Annotated in this window: 20 protein-coding genes and 1 tRNA gene; 12 read left to right on the top strand and 9 right to left on the bottom strand. The window is 62.5% G+C overall.

The window, feature by feature from the left end:
• Positions 1-16: 16 nt before the first annotated feature.
• On the bottom strand, positions 17-850 hold the full coding sequence (locus tag VG556_RS09520) for a hypothetical protein (RefSeq protein WP_139727311.1): 834 nt from the start codon (positions 848-850) through the stop codon (positions 17-19).
• Between the two features lie 1,289 nt (positions 851-2,139).
• On the opposite strand from VG556_RS09520, the gene VG556_RS09515 reads away from it, so the two are divergent.
• Positions 2,140-2,478, top strand: a complete 339-nt coding sequence (locus tag VG556_RS09515; protein ID WP_021202783.1) for a helix-turn-helix domain-containing protein — start codon at positions 2,140-2,142, stop codon at positions 2,476-2,478.
• 195 nt (positions 2,479-2,673) lie between these two features.
• Here the strand turns inward: VG556_RS09515 and VG556_RS09510 are convergent, their stop codons facing one another.
• Positions 2,674-2,877 carry a recombinase family protein gene (locus VG556_RS09510; protein WP_366593616.1) on the bottom strand — a complete coding sequence of 68 codons (204 nt, stop codon included), beginning with the start codon at positions 2,875-2,877 and terminating at the stop codon, positions 2,674-2,676.
• A gap of 177 nt (positions 2,878-3,054) precedes the next feature.
• Between VG556_RS09510 and VG556_RS09505 the strand changes: the two genes are divergently transcribed.
• The 4 genes from VG556_RS09505 to VG556_RS09490 all read left to right on the top strand — a co-directional run bounded on the left by VG556_RS09505 (position 3,055) and on the right by VG556_RS09490 (position 6,937).
• On the top strand, positions 3,055-4,053 hold the full coding sequence (locus VG556_RS09505) for a hypothetical protein (RefSeq protein ID WP_021202781.1): 999 nt from the start codon (positions 3,055-3,057) through the stop codon (positions 4,051-4,053).
• On the top strand, positions 4,043-5,170 hold the full coding sequence (locus tag VG556_RS09500; RefSeq protein ID WP_100450291.1) for a hypothetical protein: 1,128 nt from the start codon (positions 4,043-4,045) through the stop codon (positions 5,168-5,170). Before VG556_RS09505 ends, VG556_RS09500 begins: the two co-directional genes overlap by 11 nt.
• A gap of 2 nt (positions 5,171-5,172) precedes the next feature.
• Positions 5,173-5,862 carry a hypothetical protein gene (locus VG556_RS09495; protein ID WP_146257721.1) on the top strand — a complete coding sequence of 230 codons (690 nt, stop codon included), beginning with the start codon at positions 5,173-5,175 and terminating at the stop codon, positions 5,860-5,862.
• Positions 5,863-6,616: 754 nt separating this feature from the next.
• Positions 6,617-6,937, top strand: a complete 321-nt coding sequence (locus VG556_RS09490) for a hypothetical protein (RefSeq protein WP_139727315.1) — start codon at positions 6,617-6,619, stop codon at positions 6,935-6,937.
• Between the two features lie 382 nt (positions 6,938-7,319).
• Here VG556_RS09490 and VG556_RS09485 read toward each other — a convergent pair.
• Positions 7,320-7,409: transfer RNA gene (locus VG556_RS09485), tRNA-Ser, on the bottom strand.
• 124 nt (positions 7,410-7,533) lie between these two features.
• Here VG556_RS09485 and VG556_RS09480 point away from each other — a divergent pair.
• A complete protein-coding gene (locus VG556_RS09480; RefSeq protein ID WP_100450519.1) occupies positions 7,534-8,607 on the top strand; it encodes a DUF4241 domain-containing protein in 1,074 nt (357 codons plus the stop codon).
• 55 nt (positions 8,608-8,662) lie between these two features.
• On the opposite strand, the gene VG556_RS09475 is transcribed toward VG556_RS09480, so the two are convergent.
• Positions 8,663-9,655 carry a LysR family transcriptional regulator gene (locus tag VG556_RS09475; RefSeq protein WP_005410175.1) on the bottom strand — a complete coding sequence of 331 codons (993 nt, stop codon included), beginning with the start codon at positions 9,653-9,655 and terminating at the stop codon, positions 8,663-8,665.
• A gap of 127 nt (positions 9,656-9,782) precedes the next feature.
• On the opposite strand from VG556_RS09475, the gene VG556_RS09470 reads away from it, so the two are divergent.
• Entirely contained in the window at positions 9,783-10,370 is a 588-nt protein-coding gene (locus VG556_RS09470) for an FMN-dependent NADH-azoreductase (RefSeq protein ID WP_032957392.1), read from the top strand.
• A gap of 136 nt (positions 10,371-10,506) precedes the next feature.
• Positions 10,507-10,869, top strand: a complete 363-nt coding sequence (locus tag VG556_RS09465; RefSeq protein ID WP_053495993.1) for a ligand-binding protein SH3 — start codon at positions 10,507-10,509, stop codon at positions 10,867-10,869.
• Between the two features lie 66 nt (positions 10,870-10,935).
• On the opposite strand, the gene serS is transcribed toward VG556_RS09465, so the two are convergent.
• Positions 10,936-12,216 carry a serine--tRNA ligase gene (serS, locus tag VG556_RS09460; RefSeq protein WP_014647612.1) on the bottom strand — a complete coding sequence of 427 codons (1,281 nt, stop codon included), beginning with the start codon at positions 12,214-12,216 and terminating at the stop codon, positions 10,936-10,938.
• Positions 12,217-12,329: 113 nt separating this feature from the next.
• On the opposite strand from serS, the gene VG556_RS09455 reads away from it, so the two are divergent.
• Together VG556_RS09455 and VG556_RS09450 are read left to right on the top strand one after the other, a co-directional pair.
• Positions 12,330-12,965 carry an energy transducer TonB gene (locus VG556_RS09455; protein WP_100450292.1) on the top strand — a complete coding sequence of 212 codons (636 nt, stop codon included), beginning with the start codon at positions 12,330-12,332 and terminating at the stop codon, positions 12,963-12,965.
• 119 nt (positions 12,966-13,084) lie between these two features.
• Complete coding sequence (locus VG556_RS09450; protein ID WP_046431429.1) at positions 13,085-13,657, top strand: energy transducer TonB; 573 nt, start codon at positions 13,085-13,087, stop codon at positions 13,655-13,657.
• A 262-nt stretch (positions 13,658-13,919) separates the two neighbouring features.
• On the opposite strand, the gene aroA is transcribed toward VG556_RS09450, so the two are convergent.
• From aroA to VG556_RS09430, 4 genes are all read right to left on the bottom strand, one after another.
• The gene (gene aroA, locus VG556_RS09445; protein ID WP_100450293.1) at positions 13,920-15,227 is read right to left on the bottom strand and encodes a 3-phosphoshikimate 1-carboxyvinyltransferase; all 1,308 of its coding nucleotides are present in this window, start codon (positions 15,225-15,227) and stop codon (positions 13,920-13,922) included.
• A gap of 76 nt (positions 15,228-15,303) precedes the next feature.
• Positions 15,304-16,503, bottom strand: coding sequence for a prephenate dehydratase (gene pheA / locus VG556_RS09440; protein WP_014647616.1), 1,200 nt, complete (start codon positions 16,501-16,503; stop codon positions 15,304-15,306).
• 51 nt (positions 16,504-16,554) lie between these two features.
• On the bottom strand, positions 16,555-17,640 hold the full coding sequence (serC, locus tag VG556_RS09435; protein ID WP_014647617.1) for a 3-phosphoserine/phosphohydroxythreonine transaminase: 1,086 nt from the start codon (positions 17,638-17,640) through the stop codon (positions 16,555-16,557).
• A 539-nt stretch (positions 17,641-18,179) separates the two neighbouring features.
• Complete coding sequence (locus VG556_RS09430; protein ID WP_049407843.1) at positions 18,180-18,986, bottom strand: FHA domain-containing protein; 807 nt, start codon at positions 18,984-18,986, stop codon at positions 18,180-18,182.
• Between the two features lie 125 nt (positions 18,987-19,111).
• Between VG556_RS09430 and VG556_RS09425 the strand changes: the two genes are divergently transcribed.
• Entirely contained in the window at positions 19,112-19,387 is a 276-nt protein-coding gene (locus tag VG556_RS09425; RefSeq protein WP_005417302.1) for a polyhydroxyalkanoic acid system family protein, read from the top strand.
• Positions 19,388-19,467: 80 nt separating this feature from the next.
• Positions 19,468-19,959: a phasin family protein gene (locus tag VG556_RS09420; RefSeq protein ID WP_032961659.1), complete on the top strand. Its 492-nt coding sequence runs from the start codon at positions 19,468-19,470 to the stop codon at positions 19,957-19,959.
• Positions 19,960-20,195 lie beyond the last annotated feature (236 nt).

Below are 20,195 nucleotides of genomic sequence, written 5' to 3'. Positions count from 1 at the left end.
GCGGCCCTAGCTAAGCCTACTTCTGCCGCGCAAAGCGACCATTTGCGTAAGTCCATGCCTCCCTCCCCGGAAGGCTTCTCAGTACCGGCCTTCCGTTGCTGCTATCCAAGTAGAAGTTGGTCCCTTTGAAGTGCTTGGCGCTCTCGGTGTACCCAGGCAGCACATCACTACTTGCGTTGTGCCACCGGCCCCCTTCATACCGATAGACGCCCAGCTCATGCAAACCGGAATTGCCTTCGTAGTACGTCACCAGCATGTTTGAGGCACCTCGCGGCAACCACATCTGCGTGCTCGCATCAAGCTCAGCGTAGCCATTGCTGGCATCTATACGCACGAAATCTGACGCCGACACACCTACATAGCCTGGATGAGTTCCTAGTGCAGCGATGGCCTCGTTGATAGAGGCGAATCCCTGCGAGGTGCTGCGGCGGTCACAGTCACTGCCAAGTGGGGATGTCACACGATTCACCCGCACCTGCATGAGGCGAGCTTCTATGCGCTCGTCATACATCTCATCTTCGGGCTGCAACTTGACATTGGCTAGTACAACGCTTGCCGTTCCCTTTGCTACGTACTTGCATCCTGGCTTCTGCCCGGACGGTACGACTCCAAGAAGCTTGGCCGCGTCCGAGGGGTTCGAAAGGCACAAGGCACCTCCCAATTGCTGCAACTGCGGATTCCGTGCCACTGAGGCGGCATCCAACTGAAAGCAGACGTTGAGTCCTTCGTCCGTTTCCATTCGGGATGCGTCGCGGTACTCCCACTGACCGGTAACGGTAAGAAGCCCTTGTGCCACCGAGGGCAGTGGAACAATTGCAAGGGAAGCCACTATGGCGAGCCGGGTCAGCATATGAGTTGTCCTTGAATGCAATGAATGTAAGAACATGGGGATTTTTTTGCTTCGCTTAGCAGCTACGCTCCCCGCTGAGAGGAGTCCCTATCTGCGTGAACCCGCGAAAAGCCAAACTTGTTGAGCCTTTAGCTCGGATGTTGCTTTGTTTTCCGCTGTCCCACTTGCCCGCTATAGAGCAAGAACTGAGGTGATGTCGTTGGCACCAGGGTCGGCAATCAGCTGTTCCACCCTACTGAATGTTGGGATGCTGTCCTTCACATCTACGCATACCAAGCGGACGACCCCCTTTTCATAGAAGACAGTGGCAACTCGCTCTTCTCCTGGCATCAAGGTAACTCCCAACATTGCGTGCACATTCTTGGGTCTACCAACCATGCGTTTCTGACCGTCGAAACCAGCACACTCCATGTTGGCCTCCCTAGGAGCATTCATGTGATTGCGCATCACACAGTTGAAGCTGACAGGGCCACGCCTCTCGCATGACGTCGGCCTAATGAATCCGAATGAGACCATTTCACTCGGACCAGCCATCGCCGTGAGCTGGTCACAACCAGCGAGGAGGATGGGAAGTAGTACGGTGCAGATAGGAAAGACGGCGCGCATGGTTCTCCTTCAGCGCAAGGATGTTCTAAGAGAAGAGAAGCCCGCTCAGCGGCGCTGGAGGTCTGCCTCGCAACTCGGGCAGGAGTAGATGTCACGGCTTCCAGACATCGCCAATCCGCTGACCAGGGCACCAACAACGAATGCAGCCACCATCCCAATGCCACCGAACAGGACAAATGCGACGCATGCCGCTACGGCTGAGAGAAGCGTGCTTCCCCACCAAGTTGCGTACCACGGCTTCCAGCTGGATTTGATGCCCATGAGACCGGTGTATCCGCACTCTAGGCATGTCATACCAGGTGCGTGCCGTTGGCACTTCTTTAGGTTCTTGCGAATGTGGTCTGGCAGCACGAACGTTGCGGTACTGCCAGAGGGCGACTCATTCCCGTTCATAGACGACCCCTATCGAATGATGGCTGTATCCCGCCCTAGCAAACTTTGATTGACTCACAAGCACCTTACGGGCCAGTCAGCCGCCTCTAATTCCTCATAGGCGAGGGTTTCGGGGGGCATTCGAGTGCACCTTCCCGCGCAAACAATCAAATGCTTCTACCGGGTTAGCTTGTCTGGGATGCCCGCACCGCAGAAGTATGGATAGTCCGAACACACGGAGTCAAGCCTAGCCGAACGACAGCGGTGTGGACTCTCCATATTTTGGTTGCCTAGTTCAGCAGGCAACCGAAATGAAGAGCTTTGGCGATAGATTGCGGGAAGCGCGGGCAGCTTCCGGCCTGACACAGGAGCAACTGGGCTTTGCTATTGGTGTCACCAAGGCTTCGGTTTCGGCCTGGGAGAATGGGCGCGAAACGCCCAGCTTCCGTGTCTTGGCTGACCTACGTGATGCCTTGAACAGGTCCTTGGACGAACTCATTTGCGGCAGCCTGAGCGCCGTAGCCGAGCCTGCGGCCACTAAGGAAGGCGAGCTACGTGCCAGTAATGCCCAGGAAGAGGCCTTATTGGTCCGCTTTCGAGCGCTCCGAGCCAGGAAGCGTGAAGCTCTACTTGAAGTCCTTAAGCCGTAGTGCCGGCCTGTAGGGCACGGTACACGCTGCTACGTCTAACGAAGAATGGCTCAGTCAGTTGGTACCGACTCCCTCTTTCAGCCTCAGCCTCAGCCTCAGCCTCAGCCTCACCCTACAAATATGCTCCTCCCCTGCACCCGTGAGCGCCCTCTTGGGTTCAAGAAGAGCGCCCCCCTTCTGTTGAGCGCGAGCGATTCACTCTCTTTGGCGTTCGTCGAGCATGTCCGCCTCGAACCCTTCGAAGGCTCCAAGTAAGTTGAACACCAGCCTTCCTGACGTGGTCTCATCCACAGCTTTGTCGAGTACAGGGAGGCTGATGCCCCTTTTCTTAAGTCGCTCGGTAGTCTTGGCAAGGTCCAGTACTGACCGGGGCATGCGGTCCAGGCACCATACGGTCAGCGCGCTTCAATCTGGGATGTACTCTAAGCCCGCCCGTAGCTCCGGGCGGTTGTCGACTAGACGACCAGAGCGCCTCTTCAGGCAGGCCTTGCTGCACCCCGGCCTAAGCCGGCTTGTCTAATTGGTCGTCTCTGTTAGATTAACGTGAAGACCTACGTGTCACAGAGGAAGTGAGAGATGGGCGAGACTGTCAACACGGCAAAGATGGCGGAGAAGCTCTGCGATGAATTGTTTGCCGAGTTCTTGTGGAAAAAGGTTGGCCCAACCAACGTCAACTGGAGCTGCGCAACACCTGAAGCGCACAATGTAGAAACACACCCATCAGATGTCGTCTACTTCTACGATGAACCCTATTCTGTGCGCCGCACGTATCTACAGTGCGACCTGAAGAGCTACGCAAAGGGAAGCATAACGTCGACCGCTATTAGAGGCGCGATTGAGAGCCTTGCAAAGCAGGTATCGTGCGCTGAGAAGAGCGAAGAGTGGAGGAAATACTACGCACATGACCACGTGACCTACACGGTCACAGGCCTCCTCATCGTCTACAACCATGATGGGGAGTATGACTCTAATTTCAGCAGCAATTTAGAGCTTGTTAAATCAAGCGAAATCCAGATTCCTTTGGACTCGAAGATTGTCGTACTCGGCCCGAAGGAAGTTTTCTGGCTGGACAACATTCGCTACGATATTCGGCAGATGCGCGGCTCCGCAGGAACCGACAAGCTTCCTGCAGCAGAGCATTGCAACTTCTATTTCCCTCAGCTTGCCAGTCGAGCAAACGTTCAGCCTGATAGCGCCGTTGCCGCGACCCTCGAAATGCTTACTTCACCGTGGGTAATCCTTGAACACAAGGCACCCAAAGAAGGCCCCGGCATGGTCGTCTTCTATAAAAGGAAGGGAGAGACCACCGATGAGTTCATGTATCTCTTGGACTATCTCCGACAGCACGGGGCGTTCGATGACGACCGCCGGATACGCATAAAATCATTCGACGCTGACAAAGCAATCAACGCCAACTTCCAGAAAGCTTCTCAGCGCTATGTGGAGGAGATGACCAATGGCGCTGAAGACAGCAACGAACTAGGAAGCCGCATCACTTCCATAGAATTGTCAAACATCCCTCAAGTCAAATCAACATTTTCCAATGTTGAAATAGGAATGGAATATGAGGCGTAGGATTGAAATTCTTAGCGCAACAGACCGTGAAATTCACGACCTACTTGTCTCCAGCAAGCAGCGCATTACCCTACCCGTATTGCGCGAGCTAGCAAGAGACAGGGGAATCTTCTACTCCGCGAATGAGACAAGAGAGCAGATTGCTGATAAGCTATCAATCCTGCCCCATGACTATTTTGATATTGTTGACATAATCGAACGTCGACAACCATCAAATCGCGGCGAAAAGACCACCACGATGACGCTTGACGTCGCTGTGACCACGGACGACCTGAAGACTGTCCTCGGCTCTTACAAAGACGAGAAGAACGGCTCAGAGTCCGTCAAGTTCAATATTGCGGGCGCCGATGCTGCGGTTCTGGAGATTGACTACGAAGAGTTTGACTTCTCCAAGACGCGCTTGGCGCAGCGCCAGCCGAAAGACGCGCGCATTGAACTAAGAATCTCTGATGGCAAACTGGCTGTCAGAATGCCCGCCAACGAGAAGGCACGCCATGTAATCGGACAGCTGCAGGAAAAGCTGGGCCAAATCAAGAAGAAGGATGTGGAGGCAACTCAGATTGAGGTAACCACGTTATCGCCTGAACTTCGCACGAGATTCTTCACGACACTGATAGCGAAGCTCCCTGGATACACATACAGAACCGTATCGAACGTTCGAGTATCACCAGGAGTCAAGGCAGATGAAGATGAAGAGCTTCTACTTGAAGAGGACGATGAAGGAGCGCAGTCTGAAATTCTGTCATTCGTACGAAGTGTCGCAATGTCTGGCGAAAACTTGGCTGTCTCTCCTGAATACAAGAGTCTGCTGGATAGCGGGTACTTCGTAACTTCTATTACCTGGCATACAGAACATCGCTCTCCACCGTACCACCTTATGCGCTTTGAAGCCGGCTTCGAGAATGGCGCAGATGGCACTGGCTTCCGTTACGCCGTTAAATATGCACCACGCACGAAGGCCGGGCACTACGCTACCAGTTTCCGAACGCTCGACACCCTGGAAAGGGAACAGCACCTCCAGGCATTGGAAGTATTCGCTCGCGAAACACTGAATGCACTTGTGAAGGAAGCTGCCCTTTCGAGCGCTTCACCGACCGAGGCGGGAGAGGCCCCTTAGTTATGAGCAAGGTAAAATGGCTTTCGGCGGATTTGGACGTATCGGCTCGGCAGCTAGCAAGACTACTCCAACAAGCGCAGTTCACTAAGGATTCCGAGGAAGGATTTGTAGTTGACAGAGCGCGACGAAACTCTGTTGAAGCCCGCTATGTTCAACGAGTCAACGTAACGGAGGTCATAGTCGACCCATTCGGAAACGAAGCAGAGTTCTCCTCCGTTAAGTATTCCGAACAGCATTTTTTTATTGCTGATGACCTACCTTGCATAGAGCTTCGACAGGGAGTCCGGCATTTGCATGCCTGTCTGGCACTGCTAAGCCAAACTACCGACTTTAGAATAGCCGTGAAACCCGTGAAGGTCGACGTCAATCATTGGCTTGAGGTCTTCGCAGCCTCCACAAGCATGCCGTTTACTGTTGACGCCTTCCAAGTTGGAAGCATCGCATTTTCGGATGGAGCGAGCGCGAGAGCGTTGGTTAAGGCAGGAAGAGGCGACGCACAGACCGCACTGAAGTCCTTGACGTCAGCCAGACCGTACGTCATCGAAAAGGTCCGCGTTAAGCATCAACGCGTTGACCATAGAGGGACTGTCGTGCTCGCGTCATCCGGCACGGCATCCACAACAGGCTTCTCTATCGAAGAAGACACTCACGTGCTGGAGGCCTTACGGAACTCGTTATCAGTGTCTATTTGAAGAGCCAGAAGAATCCCAACTCACTACCGTGACCTTATATATTCCCCATAGATAAATCAGGGGAGAGCTGACTCCCCTTCGCTGATGATAGCAATATACCAGAGGCATTTGCCTCCTACGAAGTGAATCCAGTTCTTAAATCGCAGACCGAGTTGGCATAAATTTTACAAGTACTCCGTCGATGTCTTGCGCGCACTTTTTCAGGACGTAGTGGGTCACTTCGCGCCTGTCTTGCTCATTGCTAATATCGACGAACCAATCGCTACTATTCGGACAGTTCACGTTTGGGTCTCCGCACAACTCGCCCGAAGAACACCATAGGTTCCGGACTACTTCCTTGTAGTCCATCGGGTCGCCAGGCAATCGCATTAAGCAATGAATGTGCGTTCCTCGTCGAACACCTTGAGCCGATGTACTCCACATCTGTTCCCCACCAAAGTCTTCAACTATTGGACACATACGAATCCGCTTCTTCGAGTTCCGACCAAATAGACGACACTTCAGCTTGTGCGTAAAGGAACCAAATGCCTTCTCCGCAAACTGATAGCTCACTCCTTTTTCGCCGCTGAAAGTTAACGTGACCATCGCGTTGCACTCTTCTCTGAGAAGCCACTCTGCGGTCTGTCGTTGAAGCTCAGTTCTTGAATAATTATTCGTGTCATCCATTGCTTGTACCTGCAAGAGCGTTGTGCGTTTTTGCTCTCACAGGTATCTTCTCAAGGGGGGACATTCCGCAATTTGGGAACCAATAGGCATGGCAAGACCCGGTGGGAATCCAAATCTGAAGGCAGTCCGCAACAGCGACACGGCAGCTGCCACGCGACAGTTGCAGCTCAACGCAGACAAGCATGCAAAGACCGTCTATGAAGCACTGCTTGCTGCAATGAAGGACGGGGCAATAGACAGTGCCGACGATGGGCACGACAAGGCAAGCTGGCGCGCGTGGCTGAATGCCAACGGCGTGCACACGCTAAGAAAACGCCCCTGGACGAAGAAGTCTTTCAACCGGATGCTTGCACGGTTGAGGCAGCGGAACTTGCTAGGAGGCAGCGAAAGCGCCCCCGACTCAGAATAGAAGAATGAACTAAGGTCCGCCTCGGCTGGTTGAGGCGTAATGACAGAGTGTTCGCTCTAGTCGCCAACAGGCGGCGTTCTGACGACCAATCCGAGGCGCTCGGGCAGAGAATGAACGCTACTTACATATACGTAGCGCCGGTTCCCGTACATGAAGGTCTCCAGTAGCCCCTCATTGGCGAGCTTGAATGCATTAGTTCTTGATATGCCGTGGGCTTTGCACACATCTACAAGCGGCCCGTAAAGAACGTCGAACTTTCCTTCCTGCGCCATCTACTTCCCCTATTAGACTGCAGCCGATGCACCGCATTGGGAACAGCGATGGGAACAGCCTCCAACAAGTGGGCCAATAACCATTAAAATCAACAACATGCGCCACATCTTGGCGGAGAGAGTGGGATTCGAACCCACGGAAGGTTTAACCCTTCGCCGGTTTTCAAGACCGGTGCCTTAAACCGCTCGGCCATCTCTCCAATCGGGTCCCGGTCGCCCGGGCAGCGCCGTATTCTCGCACGTGAAGGGCATTTGCCCAAGACCACCTTGCCCCTGCCCTTCGCATCCGGCACGGTGGGGGCCTTCACCGCACTCGGAGCCGCCATGGCCCATCTCGATCTGGCCAACCTGCGCACCTGCCTGCTGGACGACACCCAGCTGGCCGCTGTGGCCCTGCACCGCACCTTCGCCGGGCACCTGCCGGTCAGCAGCGGGCACGTGGTGGTCTGCGATCCGCTGGTCCAGGCCGAGGCGCCTGCGCTGGCCGACTACACCGCCCCGCTGGGCCGGCATCCGGTCGAGATCATCGTGCACAGCGGCCGCCCGGCGTTGGCCGTGGTCTGGTTCAAGCCACGCGAAGCTCTCACCGCGACCGCCCTGCACTGGCAGATGGCGCGCTGGACCACGCAGGACCTGACCGGCCTGGATGAGGACAGCTTCATCGGCTACCCGGTCGACGCCGGCATCGGTTGTTTCATGGACACCGACACCCAGCAGGCGCTGCTGGCCCTGATCGAACAGGCCGATGGCGACGAAGAGAGTGAATGGTCGGATGCACTGATCGACCACGATGGCCTGGATGAAGGCGCCGAGTACCGCCCCTGGGGCGAGGACTCGCCGCACGGCCTGGTGGTGTTCACCAGCGGCTGGGGCGACGGTGTCTATCCCAGCTACTGGGCGCTGGATACGTCCGGCATTCCGGTCGCCCTGGTCACCGATTTCCTGTGCATCCAGGGCGGCGATGGGCGCGACGAGCGCGAGATTGCCGACCAGGCCTATCGCGACAACCTGCCAGCTGCGGAAGCCGAGGCGCTGGCGCGGCTGGTGGCTGCAGTAGAACGAGACGACGCGGAGGCATTGCAAACCCTGTTGGAGGATGCGCCGCAGCGCGCCAACCTGATCGAACCGGGCTGTGGCGGCACCGCCCTGTACGAGGCGATCCGCCTGGATCGTCCGCAGGCATTGCGGGTGCTGTTGCAGTGCGGCGCATTGCCGGCAATGCCCGAACCCCTGCACATGAGCATGGTGACCAGCTATCTGGACTATGCGCGATTCCTGAAGAAGCCGCGCAGCGCGGAGCTGATGGCGGTGCTGGAAGCGCCCGTCGTTGCAGCCGGACCGCCACCGGCCGCACCGCGACGCCGTAGTTTCTGGGACCGGCTGTTCGGCCGGAACTGATCGGCGCCGGAATACAGCAACGCCGGGCATGGCCCGGCGCTACCTACCCGCCTTCTCAGCCGGCATCCACCGCCAGCGCACCCAGTGCACTGGCCTTGATCCGCTCCTTGGCCTTTTCACAGGCGCCACCGCAATCCAGGCGCGAGGCCTCCAGCTGCGGCGGCAGGTGCTCGGCCAGGAAGTCGATGAACACGCGCACCGCCGGCAGCAGGCCGCGGCGCGAGGCGAACACGGCGTGGCACACGCCCTGCGGCAGCGACCAGTCCGGCAGTACCACTTCCAGCTCGCCATTACGCACGGCGTCGGCGCACACGGTTTCCGGCAGCATGGTGATGCCAAAACCGTCCTTCACCATGCTCTGCAGCAGCGGGAAGTCAAAGCCGGCCACGCGCGGCTGCAGGTCGACCCGGCGCACTTCGCCTTCCGGGCCATGCAGTTCCCAGCGCTGGCGGGCTTCGTCTTCGCTGATGCTGAGGGTCACGTGCTGGGTCAGCTCTTCCGGGTCCTTGGGGCGACCGGCGCGGTCCAGGTACTTCGGGCTGGCCACCAGCAGTTCCTGCACCTGGCCGAAGCTGCGCATCACCAGGCTGCCGTCGTCGTCCAGGCGCGAACGCACGCGCAGGGCCACGTCGTAGCCTTCGTTGATGATGTCCACGCGGCGGTTGCTGATGTTCAGCTGCAACCGCACCTTCGGATACTGCTCAAGGAACTTGGGCAGCAGCTTGGGCAGCTGCATCTGCGCCAGTGACACCGGCACGCTGGCGCGCACCACGCCGCGCGGTTCCGCGCTGAGGCGGTCCACTACTTCGCGTGCGGCCTGCGCTTCGGCCAGCATCGTCTGCGCATGTCGGTGCACGCTGGTGCCGACATCGGTGACCGCGAAACGGCGCGTGGAGCGCTGCAGCAGGCGCACGCCCAGGTCGGTTTCCAGCTGGCTGATGCGGCGGCTCAGTCGCGACTTGGGGATGCCCAAAGCGCGCTCGGCGGCGGCGAATCCGCCGTGGTCGACCACCATCGCGAAGTAGTACAGGTCATTCAGGTCATGCATGCCCGAGTTCCATATCTAGAACAATACGTGGCATTCAATCACCTTTATTCCGCCTTTGCAACAACCTATCGTTCTCTCCGTCGGCGGGGCCACCCCGCTCCTTCCTCCCAGAACATAGGTGACTGCCATGAAGCTTCTGCATCTCGACGCCAGCGTGCTTGGCGACAACTCCGTCTCGCGCCAGCTGTCGGCCGCCGTGGTCGCCCGCCTCGCCAGCCAGATCGATGGCCTGCAGGTCGATTATCGCGATCTTGACGCCAATCCGGTACCGCACCTGCGCAGCAGCTCGCTGGCCAAGACCGACGCCGCTGAAGCGACCGATGCTGAACAGGTGATGCAGCAGTTCCTGGAGGCCGACATCGTGGTGATCGGCGCGCCGATGTACAACTTCAGCATCCCGTCCACGCTGAAGGCCTGGATCGACCGCGTGGCCGTGGCCGGCCGCACCTTCAAGTACACCGAGAACGGCCCGGTGGGCCTGGCCGGTGGCAAGCGGGTGATCATTGCCAGCAGCCGCGGCGGCATCTACACCGACTCGCCGGCCGACTTCCAGGAGCCGTTCCTGCGCCAGGTGTTCGCCTTCATGGGCATCAACGAAGTCGAGTTCGTGCGCGCCGAGGGCATCGCCTACTCGCCGCAGCACCGTGAAGACGCCATCGCCGGTGCGCTGGCGGCGCTGCCGTCGCACGACGTGGCCGAAGCCGTCGCGGCGTAACGCGTTCCAACGTTCGGCGCCCCTCTCTCCTCGTCTGGGCGCTGAACGCGGGCCGGGATCCCCTCCCCCTCCCGGCCCACCCTGGCGGCCCCGCTGTGCGGGGCCGTTTTCTTTTGCGGCGCGCTAGGCTGGGGGCATGAACTACATCGTGACGGCTGCGCACCGCAGCGAATTTCCGCACCCGATCATCCTGCGCCGCGGCCAGGCGCTGGTGGTGGGCGAACGTTATGAAGGCCCGGAGGGCTGGGACGACTGGTTCCTCTGCGAGGCCGAGGGGCAGCAGCCCGGATTCGTGCCGGCGCCGGTGATCGGCCGCGATGCGCAGGGTGGCGCGTTTGCCACGCAGGATTACTGCGCGCGCGAACTGGATGTGGACCCCGGGCAGACGCTGCGCGGGATGCGCACGCTCAATGGCTGGGCATGGTGCGTGCCGGAGAACGGCGAACCGGGATGGGTGCCGCTGGAGAAGCTGCGGGCCATAAAGGAGAGCCGAGCATAGGCTCGGCTCTACACAGATCTGTAGCGCCCGAGCCCATGCTCGGGCGGCGGCGCATTGCGCCGGCTATCAGCCAATGGTTTCCAGGCCACCCATGTACGGGCGCAGGGCCTCCGGCACGGTGATGCTGCCGTCGGCGTTCTGGTAGTTCTCCATCACCGCGATCATCGCGCGGCCAACGGCCACACCCGAGCCGTTCAGCGTGTGCGCCAGCTCCGGCTTGCCGGTGGCCGGGTTGCGCCAGCGCGCCTGCATGCGGCGGGCCTGGAAGTCACCACAGTTCGAGCACGAGGAGATCTCACGGTAGGTCTCCTGCGACGGCAGCCAGACTTCCAGGTCATAGGTCTTCACCGCCGAGAAGCCCATGTCGCCGGTGCACAGCAGCACCTTGCGGTAGGGCAGGCCCAGCTTTTCCAGCACCACTTCGGCGCAGCGGGTCATGCGCTGGTGTTCGGCGTCGCTGTCTTCCGGGCGGCTGATCGAGACCAGCTCGACCTTCTCGAACTGATGCTGACGGATCATGCCGCGCACGTCGCGGCCACCACTGCCGGCCTCGGCACGGAAGCACATCGAGTGGGCGGTCATGCGCAGCGGCAGGCGCTCGGCGTCGACGATCTCATCGCGCACGATGTTGGTCAGCGGCACTTCCGAGGTCGGGATCAGGTAACGCGTGGAGTCGCCCACGGCGGTCTTGAACAGGTCGTCTTCGAACTTCGGCAGCTGGCTGGTGCCGCGCAGCGAGTCGGCGTTGACCAGCAGCGGCACGTTGGTCTCCTCGTAGCCGTGCTCGCCGGTGTGCAGGTCGACCATGAACTGGGCCAGGGCGCGGTGCAGGCGCGCGATCGGGCCACGCAGCACGGTGAAGCGCGAACCGGACAGCTTGGCCGCGGTCTCGCCGTCCAGCCAGCCGTTGCGGGCGCCCAGTTCGACGTGGTCGAGCACCTTGAAATCGAACTGGCGCGGGGTACCCCAGCGCGCCTGCTCGACGTTGTCGTTCTCGTCGGCACCGGCCGGCACGTCGTCGGCCGGCAGGTTCGGAATGCCCATCGAGATCGCTTCGATCTTCTCGCGCAGCTCGTCCAGCGCCACTTCCGAAGCCTTCAGCTCGTCGGCGAAGGCAGCGACCTCGGCCATGATGGCCGAGACGTCCTCGCCCTTGGCCTTGGCCTGGCCGATGGCCTTGGAACGGCTGTTGCGCAGGCTCTGCAGCTCCTGGGTCCGCACCTGGATGCGCTTGCGATCCGCCTCCAGGGACTCCAGGGCAGACACGTCGAGCTCGAAGCCGCGGCTGGTGCGCAGGCGTTCGGCGAGGTCGGCGGGCTGGTGGCGGAGCAGGGCTGGATCAAGCATGGCAGGTGTCGTGGTGGGTATCAGGGATGGGATTATCGCTTGTTATACGGTTTTCTGCCGCCCGGTTCATTCCTGGCGTGGCAGAATCGGGCTATTCCGTACTGGTCCGGTCCATGTCTGCACCCCGCTCGTCGTCCGCCAAGTCGTTCACTGTGCATATCCCGCGCAACGCCCTGAAGATCGCCGGCATCGCCTTCGGCGTGGGCGTGCTGTTGTTCGTGCTGGTCTGGTTGACCGGCCGCGACAAGGAATTCTTCCGTGCCGATCCGGCCGCGCAGACACCGCAGGAGACCGCGCAGGTGGAACCGCTGCCGGAACCGCTGGCCGCCGCCGCAGGCTCCAGTGACATGCCCGATGCCAAGCCGGCCCCGGTAGAGGACGCCCCGAAGCTGGTCGAAACCGCACCGCCGCCGCCGGCGCCCATCGCTGAACCGGCCCCGGCCACGCCGACCCCTGCGCCAGCCGCCACCGGCAACAGCCAGCCGATGCCGATTGCCGGCCAGTCGCCGCCGCCGGCCTACCCGGCCGCGGCCCTGCGCGCGGGCGAGACCGGCAGCGTGGTGGTGCGCGTGGACGTGGATGCCACCGGCTACCCGAACAATGCCACGGTCATCCAGCGCAGCGGCTCACGCGAGCTCGACCGTGCCGCCACCGACGCCGTGCGCCGCTGGCGCTTCACCCCGGCGCAGAGCAACGGCCAGGCCGTACCGGGCAGCATTGAAGTGCCGTTCGACTTCAAGACCCAGTAACTGAACGATTCCCGGCAGGCAACCTGAACCCTGCCGGTGGCGTTGACGCAACGCTGACACTTCCCGCCACTGGCCCGCGCAACACTCTCCCCGTCGTCCATTGACGGAAGGAGTTTGCGATGACCGCCACCACCCACGAAGACCTTCATTCGCCGCAGCTGCAGCAGGACGCCAGCGAACAGCACAAGCCCACGTCGCCCTGGATGTGGATCGCGCTGATCGTGGCGATGTTTGCCGCCGCGCTGCTCTGGCTGCGTCACTCGAATCAGGAAGACGTGGCGCCGGCACCGGTCGGCGAGCGCATGCTGCCCGCCCCCGAGCAGGCGCCGGTGGCCGACGCGCAGGAGCCGGCGGCCCGCCAGGCCGCACCGGTCGGCAACCAGCGCAAAGCCGCCCCTGCGGTACGCAATCGCGAGGCGCGCCCGCTGGCAGGCAACATCAAGCCGACCTACCCCGCCGCCGCGCTGCGTAATGGCGTACAGGGCAGCGTGATCGCCAGCCTGAATGTCGATAGCCGCGGCCAGGTGACCAATGCCGCGATTGTTTCGCGCAGCGGCGAACGCAGCCGTGACCTGGATCGCGCGGTGCTGAGCGCCGTGCAGAACTGGAAGTTCCAGCCGGCGATGCATGAAGGTCGTGCAGTGGCCAGTGTGGTGCGGGTCCCGGTGGATTTCCGTACCGAACAGCGTTGATCGCGGACGAGGGGTTCGTGATGTTTAGACGGAGGCTTCGGCCTCCGTCCTTTTATCTGGAGAGGCGTGCCAACCAGGGTTGGCACCTACCGGGTGATGTGAGCGTGCCAACCAGGGTTGGCACCTACCGGGTGATGTGAGCGTGCCAACCAGGGTTGGCACCTACCGGGCGATGTGAGCGTGCCAACCAAGGTTGGCACCTACCCGGTGATGTGAGCGTGCCAACCAGGGTTGGCACCTACCGGAAAACGCGATCCGCCGATCAGGCCAGGTTGAAGCCGGCGCTGCGCGCCAGGCCATCGAAGTCCGGGAAGGACGTGGCGACGTTGGCGATGTCGTTGATGCGCACTTCGCCGTCGCTGATCTGGCCGGCAATGGCGAATGCCATGGCGATGCGATGGTCGCCGTGGCTTTCGATGGTGCCACTCCCCAGCCGAGCCCCGCCATGCAGGGTGGCGCCATCCTCGGTCTCGTTCACCTGCATGCCCAGCGCGCGCAGGCCAGTGGCCATCGCCGCAAGACGATCGGATTCCTTCACCCGCAGTTCGGCAGCACCGCTCACCACGGTCTGGCCTTCGGCGGCGGCGGCGGCCACGAACAGCGCCGGGAACTCGTCGATCATGTCCGGCACCAGTGCTTCGGGAATACGCGCGCCCTTCAGCGGAGCGTAGCGCACCACCAGATCGGCCACCGGCTCACCGCCCTGCTCGGCCGGATTCTCTTCGGTGATATCCGCCCCCATCAGGCGCAGCGCGTGCAGCAGGCCGGTGCGACGCGGGTTCAGGCCGACCTGCTTCAGGCGCAGCTCGGAGCCGGGAATGATGCTGGCGGCGACCAGGTAGAACGCCGCCGAGGAAAAATCGGCCGGCACTACGATGTCCGTGGCGCGCAGGCGCTGGCCGCCCCGCAGGCGCGCCTTGCCCGGCGAGAATTCGATGTCCACGCCGAACGCGGACAGCATGCGTTCGGTGTAGTCGCGGGTCGGGTGGGGTTCCACCACGCGGGTTTCGCCCTGCGCGTACAGGCCGGCCAGCAGCACGGCCGACTTGATCTGTGCGCTGGCCACCGGCGAGGCGAAGTCGATGCCATGCAGCGTCTGGCCGCCATGCACGTGCAGCGGCGGCGTGCCGTCGTCCTGGGTATCGATCCTTGCGCCCATCTGCGACAGCGGGCCGGTGACACGGCGCATCGGGCGGCCGGACAGCGACTCATCGCCGATCAGCGTGCAGTCGAACGCCTGGCCCGCCAGCAGGCCGGCCAGCAGGCGCATGCCGGTGCCGGCATTGCCGCAGTCCAGCGGTGCCTCCGGTGCTTTCAGGCCGTCGATACCGACGCCATGCACGATGCGCTGCGACGGGCTGGGGGTTTCGATGCGCACACCCAGCTGGCTGAAGATGCGCGCGGTGGCGCGGGTGTCCTCGCCTTCCAGGAAGCCTTCGATATGCGAAGTGCCATCGGCCAGCGCGGCGAACATCACCGAGCGGTGCGAGACCGACTTGTCGCCGGGAATGGTCAGGCTGCCCTGCAGCGGCTGGCCCTTGCGGGCGATCCAGTGTTGCGCGTTGCTCATCGTTCGATCGTTCCGTAAACGCCGGCAGCGCCGGCGATGCATCAGGGAGCGGCGGCCAGGGCCGCCACAGCAGCACTCAGGGCACGGCCACCGGGTAGGAGCCCAGCACCTTGATCTGCGCCGAGTGCGCTTCCAGTTCGGCCAGCGCCGCCTGCATCGGCGCGTCGTCGATGTGGCCGGCCAGGTCGATGAAGAAGCCGTATTCCCACTTGCCGTGGTGCGACGGCCGCGACTCGATGCGGTTCATGCTGATGCCGTGGCGGGCGAACGGGCTGAGCACATCGAACAGCGCACCGGGCTTGTCATGGATGAACACCAGCACCGAGGTGCGGTCGTGACCGGAGGTCGGGAAGATGTTGCGGCCCACCACCAGGAAGCGGGTGGTGTTGTCGGCATCATTCTGGATCGGCTTGGTGACCACCTTCTTCAGCCCGTACACGTGGCCGGCACTCTCGCCGCCGATGGCCGCTGCGTCGTCGGCGTTGCGCGCGCGACGCGCACCCTCGGCATTGCTCGACACCGGAATCTTCTCGGCCTTCGGCAGGTTGGCGCGCAGCCACGCCGAGGTCTGCATGAACGACTGCGGATGCGCGTAGATGCGCTCGATGTCCTCGATGCGGCCGCTGCGCGACATCAGGAACTGCTGCACGCGCAGTTCCACTTCGCCACAGATCTTCAGGTTGGAGGTCAGGAACATGTCCAGGGTGATCTGGATGGTGCCCTGTCCCGAATTCTCCACCGGCACCACGCCGAAATCGGCGTTGCCCGCTTCCACTTCCTGGAACACTTCCTCGATGCTGGCCATCGGCAGGCCCAGCGCGGAGCGGCCGAAGTGCTTGAGCACGGCCTGCTGGCTGAAGGTGCCTTCCGGGCCGAGGTAGCCGATCTTCAGCGGCTCCTGCTGGGCCAGGCAGGCCGACATGATCTCGCGATAGACATGCACCAGCAGCTCGTCGCTGAGCGGGCCTTCATTGCGGTCCACCACCATGCGCAGCACCTGCGCTTCGCGCTCGGGGCGGTAGTAGTCGACAGCGGCGGCCAGCTTGCCCTTGGCCTTGCCGACCTGGTGGGCGAAGCGCGCGCGCTCGGCGATCAGGCTCTGGATGTCACGGTCGATCTGGTCGATCTTCGAGCGCACATCGGCCAGCGCCAGCGGTGCCAGGGTGGGTGCCGGGTTCGAGGCGGCCTTGGCCTTGCCCTTCGCCTTGCTGGGCGCGCTGTCCTTGGCCGGTTCGGCCTTCTTCGGCGCCTTCTTGCTGGATTTGCTGCTTGCCATCGGAATTCCTTGTTGCGGGACCCGCACCCGACGGTGCGCGCCGTTCATTGCTCAGCCGTGACGCTGCTGGAAATCGGCCATGAAGGCGACCAGCGCCTCGGCCCCGGCCAGCGGCATGGCGTTGTACAGCGAGGCACGGATGCCCCCGACCACCTTGTGTCCCTTCAGCGCCAGCAGGCCGGCAGCCTTCGCTTCGGCGACGAAGCGGGCATCAAGCCCGGCATCGGGCAGGAAGAACGGGATGTTCATCCGCGAGCGTGCCGCATGCGCGACCTCGTTGCGGTAGAAGCCGCCGGAGCCATCGATGGCGCCGTACACCAGTGCCGCCTTGGCGGCATTGCGCCTGGCGAATTCGGCCACGCCGCCTTCGGCCAGCATCCACTTGAACACCAGGCCGGCCAGGTACCAGTTCCAGGTCGGCGGGGTGTTGAGCATCGAATCGCGGGCGACATGCGAGCGGTAATCGAAGATGTCCGCGCGCGGCTGGCCAGTGCGCTCGAGCAGATCGCGGCGGACGATCATCACTGCGATGCCGACCGGGCCCAGGTTCTTCTGCGCGCCGGCATAGATCACACCGTAGCGGCGTACATCCAGCGGCTCGCTGGCGATGGACGAGCTGAAGTCCGCCACCAGCGGCACATCGCCGGTATCCGGCACATCACGGAACTCGACGCCGTGGATGGTCTCGTTGGCGGTGATGTGCACATAGGCGGCGTCGGGCGAGAGCTGCCAGTCGGCGCGGGGCGGCAGCGTGCGGTAGCCGTCGGGCTCGCTGCTGGCGGCAATGTTGACGTCGACGTAGACGCCGGCCTGCTTGACCGCAGTCTTTCCCCAATGGCCACTGACCACGTAGTCGGCGCGCTGGCCGGGGCTGGCGAAGTTGAGCGGGATGAGCGCCTGCTGGGTGGTGGCACCACCGGACAGGAACAGCACCGCGTAGTCGTCGGGGATATCGAGCAGGCGGCGCAGGTCGGCCTCGGCCTCGGCGGCCACGGACATGAATTCCGCGCCGCGATGGCTCATTTCCACGATCGAGGCACCACTACCGTGCCAGTCCAGCATTTCCGCCTGCGCCTGGCGCAGGACCGATTCCGGCAAGGTCGCAGGGCCGGCACTGAAGTTGAACGCGCGCGTCATGTCACACCTGTGGGGCAAGACCCCTAGTATGCCGCAGTGCACCAGCCTTGCGGCCTAGTGCGGCAAGGGAAATTTGGTTTCATTGGAATCCATTCGCCGCCGGCGTGGCGCCGGTAGTCGCCGACCTCGGTCGGCGTACGCCGTCAGGCGTCATGCCCGCCGAAAAAGCGTGCCGACCAAGGTCGGCACCTACCAAAGCCATGCGCCGTCAGGCGTCAAGCCCGCATACGGAGCGTGCCGATCTAAGGTCGGCACCCACCAGCGCGCGGACCCAGCGGATTCAGATCAGCAGCAAAGCCCCCGGTAGTCGCCGACCTTGGTCGGCGTACGCCGTCAGGCGTCATGCCCGCCGACGAAGCGTGCCGACCAAGGTCGGCACCTACCAAAGCCGTGTGCTGCCAGGCGTCAAGCCCGCCGACGGAGCGTGCCGACCAAGGTCGGCACCTACCAAAGCCGTGTGCTGCCAGGCGTCAAGCCCGCCGACGGAGCGTGCCGATCAAGGTCGGCACCCACCAGGGCGCGGACCCAGCGGATTCAGATCAGCGCGCGCCGAACCAGAGCAGCAGGCTGAGCAGTGCGGCCAGCAGCAGCGCACTCACCAGCAGCCACGGCCAGCGCCGGACCCTGCGCGGCGCGGCCGGCAGCACCGGCGCCTGCTCGGCCTCGTGGCTGGCGTCGTCCTCGGCGGGCAGCGGCCGCCGGCGCGGATCGTGCGGCACTTCCAGCACGAACCGGTGCTGGCCATCGAACACGACCTGGTCGCCGGCCTGCAGCCAGCAGTGGCGCACGGCCACGCCGTTGACCCGGGTACCGTCGGCGCTGCCGAGGTCGCGCAGCAGCACGCGCTCGCCGTGCACTTCCACGCGGGCATGCTGTTCGGCGAAGGCCGGGTCATCAATGGCGATGTCGGCCTCGTTGCCGCGGCCGATCAGGCGGGCCCGCGACAGGGTGAAACTGCGGCCATGGTGCAGGCCACCGACACCGCGCAGCAGTCGTTGCTGCTCGTCGCTGCCATCCTCGTTCTTCGGCGCAGGCGCCTGCAGCAGGCTCTCGACTTCGCCCTGCAGCACCATCTCCACGCCATCCACGTATACCGCATCGCCCGCGCGCAGCAGGGCCATCCGGCGCACCGGTCGACCATTGACGTGGATGCCGCGGATGCCATTGCCGACCTGCAGCCAGAGGCCGCGATCGTCCATGCAGAACTGGGCCAGCAGCAGGGCGCCGTGGCCGGCATCACCGAGCCGCACGCTGCCGTTGGCCTGGCGCACGATGCGCTGCACCCCGGGCCGCAGGGGCTGGTCGGGCTGTTGTTGCTGACTGAAGTGAACTAGCAGGTTCTGCACGCGGCGCAGCCTAGCAGGTTGGTCGCCAACGAAGAAGAACCCACGATGAGTGCTTGGCGCGGCGGCCCTTGATGCGCACAATGCTCGCCCTCTTTGATCATCCCCGCCCTGCGCCAGGAGCCTGCATGTCCACCATCGATGTCCGCCACGCCCACGCCCTGCCCGACGCACAGGCGCGCGCCGCGATCGAACAGGTCGCTGCCAAGCTGTCCGAGCGCTTCGGCCTGAAGTCGTCCTGGACCGCCGACGTCCTGAACTTCTCCGGCAGCGGTGTGGACGGTGCGATCGAACTGCAGCCGGGCGCCGTGCGCGTGACCGCCAAGCTCGGTTTCCTGCTGTCGGCGATGAAGGGCATGGTCGAAGGCGAGATCCAGCGCGTGCTGAAGGAAAAGCTGGGCTGAATCCTGGCGGCGGCCATCACGGCCGTGCAACGCCACCGCGCGCTACTCTCGGGGCAGGCCCAACTCCCACGGGAAGTGCGATGAACCACTACGAGAACGACGACCGCCGCAACGACGACGCCTCTTTCGGTGACCAGGCCGAGCGCTTCTCGCGCAAGCTCAGCGATTCGGCGCAACAGGTCTGGCTGGCCGGGCTGGGTGCGCTGGGGCGCGCGCAGGCCGAGGGCAGCCGCTTCTTCGACGGCCTGGTGAAGGAAGGCGAAGCCTGGGAAGCCCGCCGCCGTGAACGCAGCGGCGAACAGGGCCCGGGCTGGCGTGACAACGTCGAAACCTCACTGGACGAGGCCCGCGAGAAGGCCTCCGGCACCTGGAACAAAGTCGAGAAGGCCTTTGATGACCAGGTACAGGGCGTGCTCAAGCGCCTGCATGTACCCACTGCCGACGAGGTGACCGCGCTGGAAGCCCGCATCGATGCCCTGCACGCGCGCCTGGCCAGGCTGGAAAACCGGGCAGCTTCGGGTGCAGATGCCCCCGCCCCGGGCAGCCATCAATCGCCGGACAGCATTCCCTGAGCGCAATTGTTGCAATGCAATAAATTTTGATTGACAATCGCGAGCAACCCGCCAATCGCTTCGGCTGCCGTTTGTTCCCTCCCCTCACGGCTTCAGGATTGGCGGGTTTTTCGTGTCCGCCGTATACCGATCTGCGCGCTCCATCACGCTTCCTGTCAGGAACATCCTGACCCAGCCGGGCACCGCGACCTTTACACTGTCGCTCTCCGCTTTCGCCCCTTCCGCCCTACTCCTGC

The organism is Stenotrophomonas sp. CASM106 (genome assembly GCF_049384825.1).
GTDB lineage: Bacteria > Pseudomonadota > Gammaproteobacteria > Xanthomonadales > Xanthomonadaceae > Stenotrophomonas > Stenotrophomonas muris.
Note: the sequence above shows the minus strand (reverse complement) of the source record. Positions and strands in the feature narration are given on the sequence as shown.